Source organism: Cellulomonas terrae (assembly GCF_007990265.1).
Classification (GTDB): Bacteria; Actinomycetota; Actinomycetes; order Actinomycetales; family Cellulomonadaceae; genus Cellulomonas; species Cellulomonas terrae.
Genome location: NZ_BJWH01000034.1, coordinates 1 through 19,657, shown reverse-complemented (window position 1 = coordinate 19,657; position 19,657 = coordinate 1). Strand labels below are relative to the sequence as shown.

General features: G+C 72.4%; 16 protein-coding genes. 8 read left to right on the top strand and 8 right to left on the bottom strand.

Going from position 1 to position 19,657, the window contains the following annotated elements; translation table 11 throughout:
- Window positions 1-160 precede the first annotated feature (160 nt).
- The 6 genes from CTE05_RS19465 to CTE05_RS19440 all read left to right on the top strand — a co-directional run bounded on the left by CTE05_RS19465 (window position 161) and on the right by CTE05_RS19440 (window position 8,503).
- On the top strand, window positions 161-1,786 hold the full coding sequence (locus CTE05_RS19465; RefSeq protein ID WP_146847956.1) for an ABC transporter permease subunit: 1,626 nt from the start codon (window positions 161-163) through the stop codon (window positions 1,784-1,786).
- Entirely contained in the window at window positions 1,786-2,709 is a 924-nt protein-coding gene (locus CTE05_RS19460; protein WP_146847955.1) for a sugar ABC transporter permease, read from the top strand. Before CTE05_RS19465 ends, CTE05_RS19460 begins: the two co-directional genes overlap by 1 nt.
- On the top strand, window positions 2,706-4,544 hold the full coding sequence (locus CTE05_RS19455) for a glycoside hydrolase family 13 protein (RefSeq protein WP_146847954.1): 1,839 nt from the start codon (window positions 2,706-2,708) through the stop codon (window positions 4,542-4,544). Before CTE05_RS19460 ends, CTE05_RS19455 begins: the two co-directional genes overlap by 4 nt.
- Window positions 4,545-4,560: 16 nt before the next feature.
- Window positions 4,561-5,868, top strand: a complete 1,308-nt coding sequence (locus CTE05_RS19450; protein WP_146847953.1) for a deoxyguanosinetriphosphate triphosphohydrolase — start codon at window positions 4,561-4,563, stop codon at window positions 5,866-5,868.
- 41 nt (window positions 5,869-5,909) lie between these two features.
- Window positions 5,910-7,844: a DNA primase gene (dnaG, locus tag CTE05_RS19445; RefSeq protein ID WP_146847952.1), complete on the top strand. Its 1,935-nt coding sequence runs from the start codon at window positions 5,910-5,912 to the stop codon at window positions 7,842-7,844.
- Window positions 7,845-7,930: 86 nt separating this feature from the next.
- Window positions 7,931-8,503 carry a VIT1/CCC1 transporter family protein gene (locus CTE05_RS19440; protein ID WP_146847951.1) on the top strand — a complete coding sequence of 191 codons (573 nt, stop codon included), beginning with the start codon at window positions 7,931-7,933 and terminating at the stop codon, window positions 8,501-8,503.
- Window positions 8,504-8,506: 3 nt separating this feature from the next.
- Here the strand turns inward: CTE05_RS19440 and CTE05_RS19435 are convergent, their stop codons facing one another.
- From CTE05_RS19435 to CTE05_RS19410, 6 genes are all read right to left on the bottom strand, one after another.
- Window positions 8,507-9,313: a transglutaminase-like domain-containing protein gene (locus CTE05_RS19435; RefSeq protein ID WP_186814945.1), complete on the bottom strand. Its 807-nt coding sequence runs from the start codon at window positions 9,311-9,313 to the stop codon at window positions 8,507-8,509.
- A gap of 208 nt (window positions 9,314-9,521) precedes the next feature.
- On the bottom strand, window positions 9,522-10,490 hold the full coding sequence (locus tag CTE05_RS19430) for a glycoside hydrolase family 68 protein (RefSeq protein ID WP_146847949.1): 969 nt from the start codon (window positions 10,488-10,490) through the stop codon (window positions 9,522-9,524).
- 48 nt (window positions 10,491-10,538) lie between these two features.
- A complete protein-coding gene (locus CTE05_RS19425) occupies window positions 10,539-11,372 on the bottom strand; it encodes a carbohydrate ABC transporter permease (RefSeq protein WP_246123767.1) in 834 nt (277 codons plus the stop codon).
- Between the two features lie 84 nt (window positions 11,373-11,456).
- Window positions 11,457-12,407 (bottom strand): carbohydrate ABC transporter permease, encoded by a 951-nt coding sequence (locus CTE05_RS19420; RefSeq protein ID WP_146847947.1) that lies wholly within the window; start codon window positions 12,405-12,407, stop codon window positions 11,457-11,459.
- Between the two features lie 58 nt (window positions 12,408-12,465).
- On the bottom strand, window positions 12,466-13,632 hold the full coding sequence (locus CTE05_RS19415; protein ID WP_246123766.1) for a sugar ABC transporter substrate-binding protein: 1,167 nt from the start codon (window positions 13,630-13,632) through the stop codon (window positions 12,466-12,468).
- Between the two features lie 205 nt (window positions 13,633-13,837).
- Entirely contained in the window at window positions 13,838-14,890 is a 1,053-nt protein-coding gene (locus tag CTE05_RS19410; protein WP_146847945.1) for a LacI family DNA-binding transcriptional regulator, read from the bottom strand.
- Window positions 14,891-15,100: 210 nt separating this feature from the next.
- Between CTE05_RS19410 and CTE05_RS19405 the strand changes: the two genes are divergently transcribed.
- The gene (locus tag CTE05_RS19405) at window positions 15,101-16,096 is read left to right on the top strand and encodes an ABC transporter substrate-binding protein (protein WP_146847944.1); all 996 of its coding nucleotides are present in this window, start codon (window positions 15,101-15,103) and stop codon (window positions 16,094-16,096) included.
- A 20-nt stretch (window positions 16,097-16,116) separates the two neighbouring features.
- Here CTE05_RS19405 and CTE05_RS19400 read toward each other — a convergent pair whose 3' ends face one another.
- A complete protein-coding gene (locus CTE05_RS19400; RefSeq protein WP_146847943.1) occupies window positions 16,117-16,746 on the bottom strand; it encodes a 4'-phosphopantetheinyl transferase family protein in 630 nt (209 codons plus the stop codon).
- Between the two features lie 103 nt (window positions 16,747-16,849).
- On the opposite strand from CTE05_RS19400, the gene CTE05_RS19395 reads away from it, so the two are divergent.
- Window positions 16,850-17,278, top strand: a complete 429-nt coding sequence (locus tag CTE05_RS19395; protein WP_146847942.1) for a transferase — start codon at window positions 16,850-16,852, stop codon at window positions 17,276-17,278.
- Here the strand turns inward: CTE05_RS19395 and CTE05_RS19390 are convergent.
- On the bottom strand, window positions 17,255-19,657 hold a 2,403-nt coding region (locus CTE05_RS19390; RefSeq protein ID WP_146847941.1), incomplete at its 5' end, for an ATP-binding protein. The two genes, CTE05_RS19395 and CTE05_RS19390, sit on opposite strands and share 24 nt — an antisense overlap.

The window sequence follows — 19,657 nt, the reverse complement described above, 5'->3', positions numbered from 1 at the left end:
TCGCCGAGGTCCTGACCAGGGCCTCGGCGAGCCGTCACCAGGCCGGACCGGCCTGGTCCTGCGACGATCGATGCGCAGGCAGCACGTCGTACGCCCACGCTCCACCGCGGGCAGCGCCCCGCCCTGTCGCCGCGCGACGTCGCGCAGCACGGAGGACCTCATGACGGACCAGCAGACCGCGCAGGACGTCGTCTCTCAGGGGGCGCTGCCGCCACCCGAGGACGGCAGCCGCCGAACCCGTTCCGGCGACTCCCACGCGCGCAACATGTCGCCGGGATTCGTCGCCAAGCTCATCCTCGTCGCCCTGGTCGACGCCCTCGGCGTCTACGGGATCCTGGCGGCCGCCGCGGTCGGTTCCTGGGCGATCGTCGCCTTCCTCGTCTTCGCGCTCGTCGTCGTGAACTGGGTCTACTTCTCTCGGCGGATGCTGCCGGCCAAGTACCTCGTGCCCGGCCTGCTGTTCCTGCTCGTGTACCAGCTCTTCGCCATGGTCTACACCGGCTATGTCGCGTTCACGAACTACGGCGACGGCCACAACTCCGACAAGGCCGACGCGATCGAGGCCATCCTCGTCCAGACCGAGCGCCGCGTGGAGGGCTCGCCGAGCTTCCCGCTCACGGTCGTGCAGAGCGGCACGGAGCTCGGCTTCGCGATCGTCGACGAGGACGGCGACGTCCAGGTCGGCACAGCCGAGCAGCCGCTCCAGACCGTCGACGACGCGACCGTCGAGGCCGACAAGGTCACGGCCGTGCCCGGCTACGACGTCCTGCAGTTCGCGCAGATCGCGCAGCAGCAGGACGAGATCACCAACCTGCGCGTTCCCGTCTCCGACGACCCGAACGACGGGTCGCTGCGCACGCAGGACGGGTCCACCGGCTACGTCTACGAGTCGACGCTCGTCTACGACGAGGCCGCCGACACGATGACCGACCCGGCGACGGGCACGGTGTTCACGCCGTCCGACCGCGGCAACTTCGTCTCCGAGGACGGCGAGGTGCTCCTGCCCGGCTGGCGGGTGACCGTCGGCTTCGAGAACTTCACCGCGTTCTTCACCGACTCGCGCATCGCGGGACCGTTCTTCTCGATCCTGTGGTGGACCTTCGCCTTCGCGATCCTGTCCGTGCTGACGACGTTCGTCGTGGGCCTGTTCCTCGCCGTCGTGTTCAACGACCCCCGGGTCAAGGGTCGACGGATCTACCGGTCGCTGCTCCTCCTGCCGTACGCGCTCCCGGCCTTCATCTCGGCCCTCGTCTGGCGCGGCCTGCTGAACGAGCGCTTCGGGTTCGTCAACGAGGTCCTGCTGGGCGGCGCTGACATCCCGTGGCTGACCGACGAGTGGCTCGCGAAGCTGTCGATCCTCGGCGTCAACCTCTGGCTGGGCTTCCCCTACATGTTCCTGGTCTGCACAGGGGCGCTGCAGTCCATCCCGCACGACGTGATCGAGTCCGCACGGATGGACGGCGCAGGTGCTGCGCGCGTCCAGCGGTCCATCGTGCTCCCGCTGCTGATGGTGGCGGTCGCGCCGCTGCTGATCGCGTCGTTCGCGTTCAACTTCAACAACTTCACGCTCATCTACCTGCTCACCGGCGGCGGGCCGAACTTCGAGGGGACACCGATCCTCGTCGGCCATACCGACCTGCTCATCTCGATGGTCTACTCCGTGGCCTTCGAGAGCGGTCTGAAGCAGTACGGCCTGGCCAGCGCCCTGTCGATCCTCATCTTCATCATCGTCGGCGCCATCTCCTGGGCCGGCTTCCGCCGCACGCGCCGACTCGAGGAGCTGTGATGACCACCACGACGGTCGAGCCGACACCGAAGAAGGCCCGGAGGTCCACAGGGTCGGTCGAGCAGTACTCCCCGGTCACGGGCATGCGGTGGTGGCGCGAGGTCGGCTGGCGGCACGTCGTCGCGATCGTCGCGATCCTGCTGTGCCTGTTCCCGTTCGTGTACCTGGTCTCCGCGTCGCTCAACCCCGGCGGGACCCTGACCGGGTCGAACGTGCTGTTCCGGACCATCAGCGTCGAGAACTTCGAGGAGCTGCTCGGCACGCAGTACACGACCTGGTTCGCCAACTCGCTGCTCATCTCGACGGTGGTGGCGATCGGGACCGTGCTCATGGCGGCGGCGGCGGCCTACGCGTTCTCGCGGTTCCGCTTCAAGGGCCGGCACGGCTCGCTGACGGCGCTGCTGCTCTTCCAGATGTTCCCGCAGACGCTCGCGTTCGTGGCGATCTTCCTGCTGCTGCTCACCATCGGGAAGGTGTTCCCCGCGCTCGGCCTGAACAGCCAGCTCGGGATCATCCTGGTCTACCTGGGCGGCGCGCTCGGCGTGAACGCGTTCCTCATGTACGGGTTCTTCAACACGATCCCGCGCGAGCTCGACGAGGCGGCGAAGATCGACGGCGCCACGCACGCCCAGATCTTCTGGACGATCATCCTGCGGCTGGTCACGCCGATCCTCGCGGTGGTGGGGCTGCTCTCGTTCATCTCGACGTACGGCGAGTACCTGCTCGCATCCGTGGTGTTGGGCAAGGTCGAGAGCTACACCGTCGCCCTGGGGCTGTACTCGTGGGCTGCCGACGAGCGCACGGCGAAGTGGGGTGTGTTCGCAGCCGGCGCGGTGCTCGCCGCGATCCCCGTGATCGCCCTGTTCTTCGCGCTCCAGAAGTACATCGTCGGGGGGCTGACGGCCGGGTCGGTCAAGGGATGACGCACCTGCTCGACCAGCCCCACCACGACGGCTCGGAGCTGTACGTCCGGCGCGCCACGCCGCGGCTCGGCGACGTCGTCCCGGTGCGCGTCCGGGTGCCGCTGTCGGGGACCGAGCGGGCCGTCTGGCTGCGCACGGTGCGCGACGCGGAGCCGCGGATGGTGCCGACGCGCCTCGAGCGGATCGACGACGACGCCCGCTGGTACGTCGGCGAGGTGCCGGTGCACAACCCGGTCGCCGGCTACCGCGTGCTCCTCGACGAGCCAGGGGGCTACCGCTGGCTCAACGGGCGCGGGCTGCACAGCCGGGACGTTCCCGACGCGGGCGACTTCCGGCTCACCGTCCACGACCCGGCACCCGCCTGGATGGACACGTCCGTGGTCTACCAGGTCTTCCCGGACCGGTTCGCGCGCTCGGGCAGGGACACCGGCCCGCTCCCGGACTGGGCACTGCCGGCCGCCTGGGACGACGAGCCGATCGCGTCGGGTCCCGGCGTCGCGCAGCAGTACTTCGGCGGGGACCTGCCCGGCGTCGAGCAGCGGCTCGACCACCTGCAGCGCCTCGGCGTCGACACCCTGTACCTGACGCCGGTCTTCCCGGGCCGCTCCAACCACCGCTACGACGCGAGCACGTTCGACGTCGTCGACCCGCTGCTGGGTGGTGACGAGGCGCTCGCGTCCCTGAGCCGCGCGGTGCACGCACGCGGGATGCGCATCCTCGGGGACCTCACGACGAACCACACGGGCGCCGGCCACGAGTGGTTCGGCCGCGCGCAGGCCGACCGGTCCAGCGAGGAGGGGTCGTTCTACTACTGGACCGACGACGACCCCGGCTACGTCGGCTGGCTGGAGCACGCGTCGCTGCCCAAGCTCAACTACAACGCCCCCGCGCTCGCGGGTCGGATGGTCGAGGGCCCGGACTCGGTGATCGGCCGCTGGCTGGTCGAGCCGTACTCCTTGGACGGCTGGCGGATCGACGTCGCCAACATGACCGGCCGGTACGCCGATGACGACCTGACGCTCCAGGTGGCCCGCACGATCCGGTCGACGATGCACGCGCTCAACCCGGAGGCGGTGCTGGTCTCGGAGCACTTCCACGACGCCGGCACGGACCTGGCGGCGGGTGGCTGGCACGCGAACATGAACTACTCGGCGTTCACGCGACCGGTGTGGACGTGGCTGGTGGACCCGTCGCTGGACCTCGGGTTCCTCGGGATGCCCGTGCCGATCCCGCGTCGCGACGGGGTGTCCATGGTCGACACCATGCGCGACTTCGACTCGACGGTGCCGTGGGCGGTGACGACCCACCAGTGGAACATGCTGGGCTCGCACGACACGGCGCGGCTCCGGACCGTCGTCGGCACGCGGGAGCGCGTCGAGCTGGCCGCCGGCCTGCTGTTCACCTACCCCGGGACCCCGGCGATGTTCGCGGGCGACGAGGGCGGGCTGACCGGCACCAACGGCGAGCACGCCCGCGTCGCGATGCCGTGGGACCAGATCGACGCCGGCGGCGGACCGCGCTGGGACGCCGCGACGTTCGAGATCTACCGGTCGCTCATCGCGGTCCGGCGCGGCTCGCGCGCGCTGCGCGAGGGCGGGATGCGGTGGGCCGTCGTGACGCCCGACGCGGTGGCGTACCTGCGCGAGACGCTCGACGAGCGGGTGCTCGTGCTCGTGGCGCGTGCCCCGTGGGAGGGCGTCGACCTGCCGCGGCACCTGCTCGCACCGGGGGAGTCGCCCGAGAACCTCTACGGCGGCGGTGACCTCGGGGTGCGGCCGGACGCGCTGGTGCTGCCGGGTGACGGGCCGGGGGTGCAGGTCTGGCGGCTGGCGTGATCGTTACGCTGGACCGGTGACCCAACTCGATCAGTCCCTCGACCTCGACGGCTACGTCGACGCCGACCGGGAGCGCTGGGTCCCCGAGCCGGCCAAGTCGCGCGAGCGGACGGCGTTCGAGCGGGACCGCGCGAGGCTCGTGCACTCCTCGGCGCTACGCCGCCTGGGCGCCAAGACGCAGGTGCTCGGGCCGTCGTCGGACGACTTCGTCCGGACGCGGCTGACGCACACGCTCGAGGTCGCGCAGGTGGGCCGGGAGATCGGCAAGGCGCTCGGCTGCGACCCCGACATCGTCGACACCGCGTGCCTGGCGCACGACCTCGGGCACCCGCCGTTCGGGCACAACGGCGAACGTGCCCTGGCCGAGCTGGCCAAGGGGATCGGCGGGTTCGAGGGCAACGCCCAGACCCTGCGGCTGCTCACCCGGCTGGAGCCCAAGGTCGTCGCCCCCGACGGGCGCGCGGTCGGCCTCAACCTGACGCGCGCCAGCCTCGACGCGTCGGTCAAGTACCCGTGGCGACACCTGCAGGGTCCGGTCAGCGCCGCCAGCGGGAAGCCGACGCACAAGTTCGGCGTCTACGAGGACGACCTGCCCGTCTTCGAGTGGCTGCGCGAGCAGGCGCCCGGCGGTCGCAAGTGCCTCGAGGCGCAGGTCATGGACCTGGCCGACGACATCTCCTACTCGGTGCACGACGTCGAGGACGCCGTCGTGGGCGGGCGCCTCGATCTCGAGGTGCTCGGCGTCCCCGGCGAGCGTGACCGCGTGGTCGAGGCCGTGCAGACCTGGTACGGCGACGCGGTGAGCGCGCAGGGGCTGCAGGACGCGATCGACCGGCTGGTCGCTGCGCGGCTGTGGCGTCCGGGGTTCGACGGGTCACGCGCGGCGCTGGCCTCGCTCAAGGACTCGACCAGCCAGCTCATCGGCCGGTTCGCCAAGGCGTCGCAGCTGGCCACGCGCGAGGAGTACGGCACCGGACCGCTGACCCGGTACGCGGCCGACCTGATCGTCCCGCACGAGACGCTCGCCGAGATCCTGGTGCTCAAGGGGCTCGCCGTCACGTACGTCATGGCGCCGCGCGAGCTCGAACCGCTCTACCACCGGCAGCGCGAAGTGCTCGTCGACCTCGTGCACGTGCTGTCGGAGCGCGCCCCGATCGCCCTGGAGCCGCCGTTCGCGGCGGACTGGGTGGAGGCCGAGAACGACGCCGCCCGCCTGCGCGTTGTGATCGACCAGGTGGCCTCCCTCACGGACGTCTCGGCCGCCGAGCTGCACGCCCGCCTGGTTCACCCGCCCCGGCACGGCGGACCGCCCGTCCTCGTCTGAGAACGGTCCGTGCCGTCGGCGCCGACGCCTAGACTCCTGGCGTGGCAGGTCGCATCCGGCGGGAGGACGTGGAGGCGGTCCGCGAGCGCGCCCACATCGAGGAGATCGTCGGCCAGCACGTCACGCTGAGGTCCGCGGGCGTCGGGTCCATGAAGGGCCTGTGCCCGTTCCACGACGAGCGTTCCCCCTCGTTCCACGTGCGGCCCCAGGTCGGCCGCTACCACTGCTTCGGCTGCGGTGAGGGTGGCGACGTCATCGACTTCGTCCAGAAGGTCGACGGGCTCGGGTTCTCCGAGGCCGTCGAGTACCTGGCCGGCAAGGTCGGCCTCCAGCTCCGGTACGAGGAGGGCGGCGCCCCCCGCCCCGGTGAGGAGCCCGGCAAGCGTCGTCGGCTCATCGAGGCGCACAAGGTGGCCGAGGAGTTCTACCGGGAGCAGCTGAGCACCCCCGCCGCCGCGGCCGGTCGCCAGTTCCTGGCCGAGCGCGGCTTCGACCGGACCGCCGCCGCGGACTTCGGCGTCGGGTTCGCGCCGCAGGGCTGGGACTCGCTCATGAAGCACCTGCGGGGGCGTGGGTTCACCGAGGCGGAGCTGACCCTCTCCGGGCTGGTCAGCCAGGGGCAGCGCGGCGTCTACGACCGGTTCCGCGGCCGGTTGGTCTGGCCCATCCGTGAGGTCACGGGGGAGACCGTCGGCTTCGGCGCGCGGCGACTCTTCGAGGAGGACCAGGGGCCCAAGTACCTGAACACCCCCGAGACCCCGCTCTACAAGAAGTCGCACGTGCTCTACGGCATCGACCTGGCCAAGCGGGACCTGCAGCGCGACAAGCGGGTGGTCGTCGTCGAGGGGTACACCGACGTGATGGCCATGCACCTGTCCGGGGTCGGCACCGCCGTGGCCACGTGCGGCACCGCGTTCGGGTCCGACCACGCGCGCATCGTGCGACGGCTCATCGGCGACTCCGGGTCGTCCGGTGGCGTCCAGCTGGCCTCCGGTGCGTCGGTCGGCGGCGAGATCATCTTCACGTTCGACGGCGACGCCGCCGGTCAGAAGGCCGCGCTGCGGGCGTTCGGGGAGGACCAGTCGTTCTCGGCACAGACGTTCGTCGCCGTCGAGAAGTCCGGCATGGACCCCTGCGAGCTCCGCCAGGCCAAGGGCCCGGACGCGGTCCGCGCGCTGGTCGCCGGCCGGACCCCGCTGTACGAGTTCGTCATCCGCTCGACCCTCGCGTCCTACGACCTGCGCACCGCCGAGGGCCGCATCGGTGCCCTGCGCGCGGCCGCGCCGATCGTCGCCGGGATCCGCGACGCCGCGCTGCGCCCCGAGTACACCCGGCTGCTGTCGGGGTGGCTCGGCATCGACGACCAGGACGCCGTGCGCCGGGCCGTGCAGGGTGCGTCGACGCGCCCCCAGGGCACCGGCCGTCAGGAGAGGCCCGTCGCGTCGTCCGAGCCGACGCCCGTCCCCGTCCAGCGCATGCCCGTGCCCGACCGTCGGGACCCGGTCGCGCAGATCGAGCGCACCGCCCTCGAGGTGGTGCTCCAGCGGCCCGACCTGGTGGCCGCCGACTTCGACGAGCTCCCGACGGACGCGTTCGGCGCTCCCGCCTACCGTGCCGTCCACGAGGCCATCCGCGCGGCCGGGGGGCTCAGCGTCGCCCGTCCCCTGGTCCAGGAGTCCGGCGGCTCGACCGGCTGGGTCGGCGCGGTCATCGAGGAAGCGGCCGAGCCCGTCCGTTCCCTGGTCACCGAGCTCGCCGTCGCGCCGCTGCCCGAGGACCGCCCCGAGTCGCTCGAGGGCTACGTCAAGGGTGTCGTCCTGCGGCTGGTCGAGATCGGGTTCACGCGGCACATCGCCGACCTGCGCGGGCGCCTCCAGCGCATGGACGCCGAGGCGGACCCGGCCGCGTACCAGGCCGCCTTCGCGGAGCTGGTCGAGGTCGAGGGGCGCCGTCGCAACCTGCGCGAGAGCGCCTGACTGAGGCAAGGCAAACCTGCATCGTCGCAGGTCAGGGCAGCCTTTGCTTCGATGACAACAGCGCCGTAGGTCCCTACCGTGAAGGTATGACCGCCCTCCAGACCTCCCGCCCGGCCCCCACGCTGCGGAGCCTGAACTGGTTGCGCGCGGGTGTGCTGGGCGCCAACGACGGCATCGTCTCGGTCGCCGCGACGGTCCTCGGCGTCGCAGGCGCAGCGACCCGCGTGAGCACGATCGCGATCGCCGGGATCGCGGCTCTCGTCGCCGGTGCGCTGTCCATGGCGGCGGGCGAGTACGTGTCTGTGAGCAGCCAGCGCGACGCGGAGCGGTCGGCCGTCCGGCGCGGCCGGGTGCTGCCGACGCTGGTGGTGAGCGGGCCCGACGAGTACACCAACCCGTGGCACGCCGCGGTCGCGTCGCTCGGGGCGTTCCTCGTCGGCGGTCTGATCCCGCTGCTCGTGGTGCTCGCGCCGTGGGGGAGCGCCCGGGTACCGGCCACGTTCGCGGCGGTCGTCGTCGCGCTGGTCCTCACCGGCCTCGTCGCGGCGCGGTTCAGCGATGCCGAGCCGCGCCGGGCGGTGCTGCGCAACGTGCTCGGCGGCTCGATCGCGATGGCTGTGACGTTCGCCGTCGGGTCGGTCGTCGGGCTCTCCGTCTAGCGGTCAGCGCAGGGCGACGAGCCCGGTGCCGTCGTCGGCCGGGAGCGCGGCGGGCACCGTGTGCACGGCTGCCGTCACCGTCATGGCCCGGATCGAGAGCTGGCCGCCGTAGTAGGACAGGAACGCGGTGTCGGTGGCGTCGCGACCGGTGGCGATCCGGACCAGCGACTCGCGCGGGGCCAGCCGGGTCGCGTCGACCACGTGCCAGGCGCCGTCGACGTAGGCCTCGGCGACCGCGTGGAAGTCCATCGGCTTGAGCCCGGGTGCGTACACCGACACGAGGCGGGCGGGGACGTCCTTGGCCCGCAGCAGCGCCACGACGAGGTGCGCGAAGTCGCGGCACACCCCGCGACGCTTGAGCAGGGTGTCCGTGGCGCCGTCGGTGGGCAGGCTCGACCCCGACAGGTAGGTGACGTGGCCGGTGACCCACGCGACGACGGCGTCGAGGAGCTCGGCGCCCTCGATGCCCCGGAACTGGTCCCGGGCGAACGCCAGGAGGCGGTCCGACTCGGCGTAGCGGCTGGGCCGGCGGTACTCGACGAGGTCGACGTCCTCGACGGCCGGCAGGTCGCTCTGGCCGGTGATGGTGGCCTGGTAGTCGACGACCAGGCGGCCCGCGGGGGACAGCACGCGGTGCATGCGACCCCCGTGCGCCATCTTGATCTCGGCGACGTCCAGGGGGCCGTCCTCGTGGCGCACCGACAGGATCTCGGAGCGGTCGTAGGCCCCGTCCGCGACGGCGACGGAGAGGAGGATCTCGAGCGGGGTGCGCACGTCCAGGGACAGGTGCGAGGTGACGGTGCGCAGCACGGCCGGGGGTCCTTTCCCGGCCATCGGCGGCCGGACCATCAGGGGGGCAGGCGCAAGTGTGAGGCTCGCGGGGCCATCCGTCCAGCCCGCGGACGGTCTGCGATGAACGCGCAGGTCAGAGGCCTGTCGCGGGCGACGAGAAACCCCCGTGCCGGCACCTGCGGAGGTGTGTTCGGCACGGGGGTTACCCGCCGGTAGGCGGGGCCTCTCAGTCGACCAGCGGCACCGGCTCCAGAAGCTCCATCCGCCTGCCGTCCCACCGGACCGGCACGGGGTCGCTGACGCCCCCGACGAACCCCCCGTCGGAGCCCGAGTGGTGGAACGCGAGCAGCACCCACCGGCCGTCGGACCGGCGTCGCACCAGGCGCCCGCTGTACAAGGAGTCGTCCGTCGCCTGGTGGGCGTCGGCGACGTCGTACGGTCCGAGCAGGCTCGCCGCCGGTGTCGCCCAGACGCCGCCGGTCGCACCCGAGGCGACACCGGCCGCGGACATGTCCGTCGCCAGGCAGGAGAACAGGAGCACGGGGGAGCCGTCGACGACCTCGACCTGCATGACCTCGAGCTGACCGAAGCCCCTCCCGGGTTCCGACAACGGTGGCCGGAGCTCCCACGTGCGCAGGTCGGGCGACCACGCGTGGCCGACGACACCGCGGTCGTCGGCAGGACCCGTGCGTGCCCGGGCGGTGATCAGCATGTGCCAGCCGTCGCCGTCCGGGTCGGGGAACACCCACGGGTCGCGGAACGCCTCGTCGTGCCACTGCCCGTCGGCCAGCACCTCGTACCACTCGCCGTCGGCGCGCAGCACGGGGTTCGTCGGGGACTTGTCCCACGTCATCAGGTCGTCCGAGGTGGCGTACCCGATCGTCTGCACGTTGCCCGCCGGCGTGAGCGTCGAGCCCGTGTAGAAGAGGAACCAGGTCCCGTCGGGGTGCTGCACCACCGACCCGGTCCACGTGGCCAGGTCGTCGAACGCCGGGGCGTCGCTCCGCACCAGCGCGTCCGTCACGCGCGTCCACTCCTGCAGGTCCGACGACACCGCGTGCCCGATGGAGGCCCGGTAGTGCCGGCGGTCCGGCTCGTGCAGCGCCCGCGACGCGTAGAGGAAGAAGAGGTGGTACCGGTCGCCGTCGTCAGCGAGCCAGAAGTCCCACACCCAGGACTCGGGAAGGGTGAACATGTCTGCCTTTCACGCCGTCGCCGGCGAGGGGTTCGAGGGTGCGCGGGGTCAGCCCTTGACGCCGCTGGCGGCGACGCTGCTGACGAAGGCCCGCTGGAACGAGAGGAACACGATGAGCACGGGCAGCGTGATGAGGGTCGTGTACGCCATCACCTCGCCCCAGGCGGTGTTGAGCTGGAAGAAGTACTGCATCCCGACCATGACGGGGCGCAGGCTCTCCTCCTGCACGACCATGAGCGGCCACAGGTAGGAGTTCCAGGCGGGCAGGAACGTGAGGATGGCGACCGTGGCGAACGCCGGACCGGCCAGGGGGACGACGATCTTGCGGTAGATGGTGAACCACCCGGCGCCGTCGATCCGTGCGGCCTCGTCGAGGGACTTCGGGATCGTCGAGAAGTACTGGGTGAACAGGAAGATGGAGAACGCGTTCGCGATGAACGGGATGATCTGCACCTGGTAGGTGTTCAGCCAGCCGAAGTCGTACTTCGGGACCCCGCCCTCGAAGACCAGGGTCGGCAGCTTGGAGACCCAGTAGACCATCGGGATCGCGATGGTCTCGAACGGCACGATGAGCGTGGCGATGACGACGGCGAGCACCACGCCGCGGCCCTTCCACTGCAGCCGCGACAGGGCGAAGCCGCACATGCTGTTGACCACGAGGCCGAGCACGACGATGAGCGTGGTGACCAGGACCGAGTTGATCAGGAACCGGGCCACCGGGACGCGGTCGAACACGCCGCGGTAGTTGTCCAGGCTGATGTCGCCCACGGGCAGGAACGCGTCGAGCGAGCGGACGTCGGACAGGATCTGCGAGTCCGGCTTGAGGCTGGAGACGAACATGAACACGAGCGGGAACAGGAAGATGATCCCGAAGACGGTCATGGCGACGTACGAGAGGACCCGGCGCCGGCGGCGCTGCTGGTGCTCCGACCGGTCCAGCCGCGAGAGGGTTGCGGTGGTCATGGCTCAGTCCTTCTCTCGGGTCACGAAGCGCTGGACGAGGGCGATCACGAGCACCAGCACGAAGAAGATGAGCGAGATCGCGGCGCCGTAGCCGGTCTCCTGCTCCCGGTACCCCTTGCGGACCGCGTGGTAGACGATCGTCGTCGTGGCGTTCTGCGGGCCGCCCTGCGTCATCACGTCGATCTGCACGAACAGGCCGAGGGCCGCGATCGTGATGGTCACCAGGACGAAGATCATGGTCGAGCGCAGCCCGGGCCAGGTGACGTTCTTGAACTGCGCCCAGGCGTCGGCGCCGTCCATGCGCGCCGCCTCGTAGAGCTCGCCGGGGATGGTCTGCAGCCCCGAGAGCCAGATGAGCATGTGGAAGCCGACGGCCTGCCAGATCGACAGCACGATGATCGCCGGCAGCGCGGTGCGGGGGTTGTTCAGCCAGTCGGCCCCCTGCAGGGCGCCGAACGTGACGGTGTCGATGAACGAGTTGATGAGCCCGCTCGGCTGGTACATGAACTTCCAGAGGATCGACACCACGACGATCGACGTGACCACCGGGATGAAGTAGACGATCCGGAAGAACGTCACGCCGCGGAGCTTCTGGTTCACCAGGACCGCGAGCAGCAGACCGAGCCCGGCCTGCACCGGGACGACGACGATCGCGAACAGGAACGTGTTGAGGACCGACCGCAGGAACACGGGATCCGACGTGAACGCCCGGATGAAGTTGTCGAGCCCGACGAAGCGCGGGGGGTTCGGCGAGATGAGCCGTGCGTTGGTGAACGACAGACCGAACGCCAGCAGCACGGGGACGATGAGGAACAGGCCGAGCAGGAGGGCGGCGGGTGCCGCCATCGCGAGGCCGGAGCGGCGTTCGCCGCGGGAGCCGGCAGAGGACCGGCGGGCGCGACCAGGGGTGGCCGGGGGGCGCGGAGGCGCGACGGACGTGGTGGACGAGGTCATGATCGGTGTCCGTTCAGGCGGGGGCAGCAGCGGTGCCGCCCCCGCCGGTCGGGACGGCTCAGAAGCCGTAGCCGTCGTTGGACGAGATGTTGGTGTCGATCTCCTGGACCGCTCCGTCGAGGGTCGACTGCACGTCGGCGCCGCTCATGATGTCCTTCGCGGCCTTCTCGAAGGTGCTCGAGATGACCGGGTACGCCGGAGTGGCGGGACGGGCGAGCGCGTAGGCCTGCGAGAGCTCGACGAACGGGCGCAGCGGGTCGCCCTCGCCGAAGTTGGCGGACAGCTCCTCGGCGGCAGCGGTCGCAGGGATGACGACCTGCTTGTCGCTGAACTCGGCGATGTACTTGTCCTGGAAGCTGAACTCCAGGTACTCGCGCGCACCGTCCGCGGCGTCGCAGCTCGACGAGATGCCCCACTGCCAGGACCCGCCGCCGATCTTCGGGCCGTCGCCGAAGTCCGGCGGCGGCAGGATCAGCAGGTCGTCGCCGACCGCCTCCAGGGAGTCCATGGCGTTCCAGACGCCCGTGTAGCTCAGCGCGACGACGTCGTCGTTGAACTCCTGGTTGCCGATGGTGCCGGAGTTGCTGGTGTACCCGTTGGCGAACGAGTCCTGGAACCAGGTGAAGAACTCGACCGCCTCGGGGCCGTTGAGCGCACCGTCGGCCGTGAGCATGGTGTCGCGGTCGATGAGGTCGCCGCCCGCGCTCTGCAGCATGGGGGAGTACGCGTACGACCACCACTCGCCCGCGTCCTCGGCGCCGATGTCCAGGGGCGTCTCGTAGCCGGCGGCCTTCAGCGTGGCGAGGGCGGAGTCGAACTCCTCGATGGTCCACGGCTCGTCGATGGTGGGGATGCGGATGCCGTTGGCGTCGAGCACCGACTTGCGGGCGAAGACCGACAGCGCGGCGTCCCAGTAGCCGGCGGCGTAGATCTCGTCCTGGTACGTCCCGACGGCCGTCGGGAGCAGGTTGTCGGTGATGCTGGTGGGCAGGCCGAGCGGCTGGATGTACTCCGCCCAGGCCCAGTTCGGGACGATGGGGCCGTCCATGTCGAGGAGGCACGGCAGGTCGCCCGCGGCCGCCGCGGCGACGATCGCGTCGTTGTAGGCGCCCTGGGGGAAGGACTCCTCGACCACGGTGTACTGGTCCTGCGACGCGTTGAACTCGTCGATGATCTTGGTGTAGACCTCGAGCTCGGCCGGGTTGCCCGCCGAGTGCGTCCACATGGTGAGCTCCTGGGGTCCGTCTCCGGACCCGCCATCGCCCTGACCTGCCTGTCCGCAGGCGGACAGTGCCAGGGCTGACGCCGCCGACACCGATACGATCGTGACAAGGGACCTGCGCTTCATCGGGGGTTCCTTTCCTGGTGCCCGACCGGCATGTCGGGTCACCGCTCCACGGCCACCGACGGTGGCCGCTGGGGATTGCGTGTCAGGTCCGTCGCCGGCTGTCGCTCGCAGCTGTGGCCGGCGGCGGACCCACCGAGTCCCGATCGACGATCGGGCAGGGCATGAGGTGTGGGGCGCCGGGGTCGTCCGGCGTCCGGATGCCGAGGGCGACCTCCATCGCCCACCGGCCCATCTCGTAGTGCGGCAGCGCGACGGTGGTCAGCGGAGGGTCGAGCTCCGCCGCGACGAGCTGCTGGTCGTCGTACCCGACGATCGAGAGGTCCTGGGGGATCACGAGCCCGCGGCGGTGCGCCGCGACGTACGCCCCGGCGGCCATGCGGTCGTTGAAGCAGAACAGCGCCGTGGGTCGCTGCTGCGCCGGCAGGTCGAGCAGGCGGTCCGTGGCCTCGCGCCCGCCGGCCGACGAGGTGTCGCCGCGGACGTGCAGCGCGGGGTCCGGGCCGATCCCTGCCTCGGCGAGCACCTCGAGGTACCCGTCGTGGCGCAGGAAGGAGGCCACGGGCGGGTGCGGCTCGTCGACGTCGACGTAGGCGATCCGGCGGTGCCCTGCTGCGACCAGTGCGCGCACCGCCGCGACCGCGCCTGCGCGGTCGTCCGGGACGACCGCCGGGAAGCCACCGTCTGCGGGCCGGCAGTCGAGGAACACGGACCCGCGGGGGAGGGACGCCGGGACGTCGACGACCCGGTGCCACATGCAGGCGTAGATCATCGCGTCGACCTGCTGGTCGGCCAGAGCGCGGATCGCCTCCCGCTCCACCGTCTCGTCGGCGTCCGTGTCCACGAGGAACACGAGGTAGCCGTGCTCGCGGGCGACGTCCTGGGCGCCCGACAGCATCCGACCGGCGAAGGGGGTCGTGGCGATCCGGTCGGAGATCAGGCCGATCGTGCGGCTGCGCTGCGTCCGCAGGCCTCGCGCCACCGAGTTGGGGGTGTACCCGACCTCCGCAGCCGCCTGCCGCACCCGGTCGCGCGTCGCGTCGGAGATCCGCGCGGTGCGGTCGTTGAGGACGAGGGAGACCGTGGCGGTGGAGACGCCCGCAGCCGCGGCGACGTCGGAGATCCGCACTCGCGCCATGTCACACCTCACTCCTTCGTGAGAACTGCTAAATCGATTAAACGCCTGCGGAGAGCATGCACCTGTCGGGCGCGGTCGTCAAGAGCCTCCGGACGACCGGGCCGCGGCACGCGGCGCGCGGGGTCTCGATCGCCGGGCGTGAGCAGCCCCGGCCCCGTGCGGACAGTAGGTTCTCCATCCGGACGTATCGGACACGCGGAAGGAAGGCCCATGACCGCCCTGCTCCTGCGCGCGTTCGCCCTCGCCGCACTCGTCGGGGGCCTCGCTGCCTGCAGCGACGCCGCGGTCTCGCAGGAGCCCTCGGCCACGATCACGCCGGACGGTCGCTACCCCGTCACGCTGGACAGCCCGTTCGGCACCACGGAGCTCACCGCGCTGCCCGAGCGCGTCGCGGTGGTCTCGGCCGTCGACCTCGACATCGCTCTCGCCCTCGGGATCGTGCCCGTGACGGCGCCGAAGCTCGGCGACCTCCCGCCGGACCCGTGGACGCAGGACGCGCTCGCGAACGTCGAGGACGAGGTCGACTTCTACGACTCGACCGACGGCACGGACCACGCCGCCATCGCCGCGTCCGAGCCCGACGTCATCCTGGCGACCGGCGGCCGGACCCTCGCCGAGGACTACGAGCAGCTCGCCACGATCGCCCCGGTCGTGTCGTTCCGGGGTGCGGACGGACTGACCGCGATGACGTGGGCCGAGCGGACCGTCGTCGCGGCCGAGGCCCTGGGCCTGTCGGACGAGGGTGCGGCGGTGGTCGACGGCGTGCAGAAGGCGTTCGCCGACGCGCGGGCCGCCCACCCGCAGCTCGAGGGGAAGAGCTGCACGTACGCCGTCGTCCACCCCGACCAGATCACCTACGTCCCGCCCGCCGGCAGCGACGTCAGCTTCTTCACCGACCTGGGTCTCGTGCCGTCGGAGGCGGCGGCACAGGTCGACGAGACCGACAGGGTGGTGAGCACGGAGGACCTCGGCCTGCTCGACGCCGACGTCCTGCTTGTCGGCTACCCGTTCGGGGACGGAGGGCTGTTCCGCCGGGACGCCCTCGAGGCCGACGAGCGCTTCCGCCAGCTCCCCGCGGTCGCCTCCGGTCACTACGCCGCCGTCGACGACGTCGCCTCCCCGCTGGCCCACCCGTCACCGCTGAGCCGGAGGTGGGCCCTGCAGCACCTGCTGCCCGTGATCGACGCCGCCCTGGCAGGCTCCTGACGAGAGGAGCGTCGCGCTGCTCAGCCCCGAGCCAGCGCGACCGCGGTGACCACCAGGCCGTCGCCGACGGCCCACCGTCCGTGCAGCACGCGGGTCCCGAGACCGGCCCGGCCGAGCCGCGCCACGAAGGTGCCGTCGCCGAGGCGGACGTCCACGTCCTCGAACCCGAGCCACGCCCGCGTCACCGGGTACCAGACCTTGTACACGGACTCCTTGGCCGAGAACGTCACGCGGTCCGGGCACAGTGCCGGGTCGGTGCCGGCGAGCGCGGCCCGCTCGTCGTCGCTCATCACCAGGGGTGCCACCCCGGGCGGCAACGGCGCGTGCAGCTCGGCGTCGATGCCCACCCCCGCCCACGCCTGCGCGCGCCCGGCCGCGGCTGCGCGGTACCCGTCGACGTGCGTCATGCTCCCGACGATCCCCGCCGGCCACACCGGCGCGCGGTCGGGCCCGGCGGGTACGGCCGCGTCGACCAGGCCGAGCCTCCGCAGGGCTGTGCGCGCGCACCCGCGGACGGCGGCGTACTCGGCGCGGCGGGCGGGCACCGCGTCCGCCACCCCCGCCTCCTCCGACGGGTGCAGGGGGACAGGGGGCGGCGCGCCGGTGTGCTCGGCGGCCTCCACGCCCTCCGGGAGCACCCGTTCGATCATGCCGGGCAGCCTGTCACGGTGTTCGCCGCGGGCTGAGCGGTTCCGGGAAACCTCGGGCACGCAACATCGTTATGTCGGGCAGGAGCATCGACGAAGGAGAGGCATGTCGCGACGGATCAAGGGTCTGGTGGAGTTCGAGGACGACCTCGGGACGGTCGTGCGCTACGTGCGGCACCCGCGCGGCGGTGGACTGGTGTCACCGGCTGCCCACGTGCACGAGGGCGCGTGGCTGGCCGAGACGTCGTACGTCGAGGCGGGCGCGGTCGTGCACGACGGCGCGCGGGTCGGACCGGGCAGCTGGGTCGACGTCGACGTCGTCGTGGGGCCGGCGGCGGTCGTCGGGAGCAACGTGCACCTGGGAGCCGGGACGCGCGTGGGCGACGGTGCGCGCGTCGGTGCGGGTGCGCGCGTCGGTGAGCGGGTCTCGATCGAGCAGCGCGCCGCCGTGGCGGCGGACCAGGTCGTCCCGGACGACACCACGATCACCGCGTCGGGCCCAGGAGGGCGCTCAGGCTACGGGCGGGCCGCCTAGGTCGGACCGCAGCGCGGCGACGGCCACCTCGACGACGTCGGCCGCGGTCATCGCGCGAGCCCGGGCGTCGAGCTCGGCGACGCGGTCGGCGCCGATCCGGTCCAGGATCGCGCGCGCCCGCTGCTCGGCCCGGCCGACGAGGGCGGACGCCGCGTCGGCCGACCCGGCGGCCAGGAGCAGGATGCCCGCCGCGTCCGAGGACCCGTGCGCGTCGAGCAGCACCGCCGCGTCGCGCACCGTCGTCCACAGCTGCGTCAGGTTCCCGGCGGCCGACCAGTAGCGCAGGAGCCCGACGTAGTCCTCGGCGGAGGCCCGGACGTCACCCCGGACGGCCCGCGCCGCCGCCAGCCCCACGGCCGCGACGCCCTCGACGAACCCGGCGCCGCAGCTGCGCGCGAGGTCGACCGCCGCGGTGTAGTGCTCGATCGCGGTGCCGGGGTCGCTCGCGGCGGTCAGCTCGCCGGCGACGTACCGGACCCAGGCGCGGTGCGACGGGCTGGGTCCGCGGCTCAGCGCGTCGTCGGCCTCGTCGAGCAGGGCGTGCGCGCCGAGCGGGTCACCGGCGTAGCCCAGGGCCAGCGCGCCGGACGCGAGGTACGGCGACGGCAGCGGCGCCAGGGCGGCGGCGACGGCCCAGTCGTGCGCCGCTCGGGCGTGGTCGCCACGGAACAGGGCGACCGCCGCCGACGCGCTCCAGGCGCTCACGACCCGAGGGTCGTCCCCGCCCGTCCCGATCGCGTCCCTGGCCAGCCGCGCCGCGCCGGTCAGGTCGCCCAGCAGCCACGACGCCTCCGCGGCCGACGCCCGGACGGCGGGCTCCCGGGGGTTCCCCGGCAGCAGCGGGTCCCGTTCGAGCTCGACCGCCCACGCCCAGAGCTCGGTCAGGTCCCGCCAGGGCGCGGCGTCGTCCAGGGCGAGCGTCAGGTCGATCCGCAGCTCCACGTCACCGCGGCGTCGCGACAGGTCGCGGGCCGCGCGCAGGTTGGCGAGCTCTGCCCGCAGGCGCCGGTCCGCCGCCGCCTCGGCCGCACCGCGCACGGCGGTCCCGATCTCGACGGCGGCCTGCGACGCCCACCGCAGGAACGTCGTCTCGGCCTCGGTGCGCTCGTCGCGCGCGTCGAGGTCGTCGAGCAGGAACGCGCGGATGGTCTCCAGGAGCCGGTAGCGGGGCAGGTCCTCGTGGGCGGCGTCGACGAAGGAGTGGTCGACGAGCCTGGCCAGCACGGCGACGGGGTCGGCCGTCGGGGCCGCCTGGGTGGAGAGCTGCTCGAACGTCTCCAGGTCGACGCCCGCGGGGAACGGCGCGAGGCGGCGCAGGACGGTCTGGTCGGCCGGGTCGAGGAGGCGGTACGACCAGTCGATGGTCGCGCGCAGCGTCTCGTGGCGGGCGTCGGCCGTGGGGCGCCGGGCGGCGAGCGCGTCGAGCGTCCGCCCGAGCCGCTCGTGCAGCGCCGAGAGCGGTACCGCGCCCAGCTGCCCGGCCGCGAGCTCGATCGCCAGCGGGAGGCCGTCGAGCCGGCGGACGACGTCCACGAGCACCGCCGCGTCGCCCGGCGCGGCCGCGACGTCGCGGACCCGCAGGCGAGCGTGCTCGAGGAAGGCCTGCACGCTCGGCTGGTGCGCGAGCCGTGCCACGTCCCCGTCGCGGGGCAGGGCCAGAGGCTGCAGCCGGACCACGAACTCTCCCGGGACGTGCAGGGTCACCCGGGACGTCGCCAGCAGCCGCACCGTCGGCGCCGCCTCCTGCAGCGCGACGGCGAGGTCCCGCACCGCGTCGACCACGTGCTCGCAGTTGTCCAGGACGAGCAGCACCGACCGCCCGGTGAGCATCCGGGCGACCGACTCCGGTCGCGCCGCACCGACGAGCCGCAGCCCCAGCGCGGCGGCGACCGCCTCGGGCACCCGCTCCTCGTCCGTGACGGCCGCCAACCGCACCGCGACGCTCTCGGCACCCGTGCGCTCGCTGTGCTCGGCCGCCGCCTGGAGCGTCAGTCTCGTCTTGCCCACCCCACCCGGGCCGGTGACGGTGAGCACGGGTTGGCTGGCCAGCAGCCGCAGCAGCTCTGCCAGGTCCTGGTCGCGGCCCACCAGAGGTCCGGCCGGCGTGCGGACCGCGGTCGTCGTGCGCACCCCGCTGGGCGCCAGGGACCCGGCTGCCACCAGGCGTTCCCACGTGCCGAGCTCGGGCGACGGGTCCAGCCCCGTCTCCTCGACGAGCCGCCGGCGGTACGCCGCGGCGGTGTGCATCGCGTCGGCGGTCCGGCCCTCCGCCGCGTAGGAGCGCATGAGCAGGACGACCGAGCGCTCCCGCAGCGGGGACGCCGCCACGGCCGACGCGGCGTCGGTGGACCGGCTCGTGCCCGCCGTGACGGCAGCCTC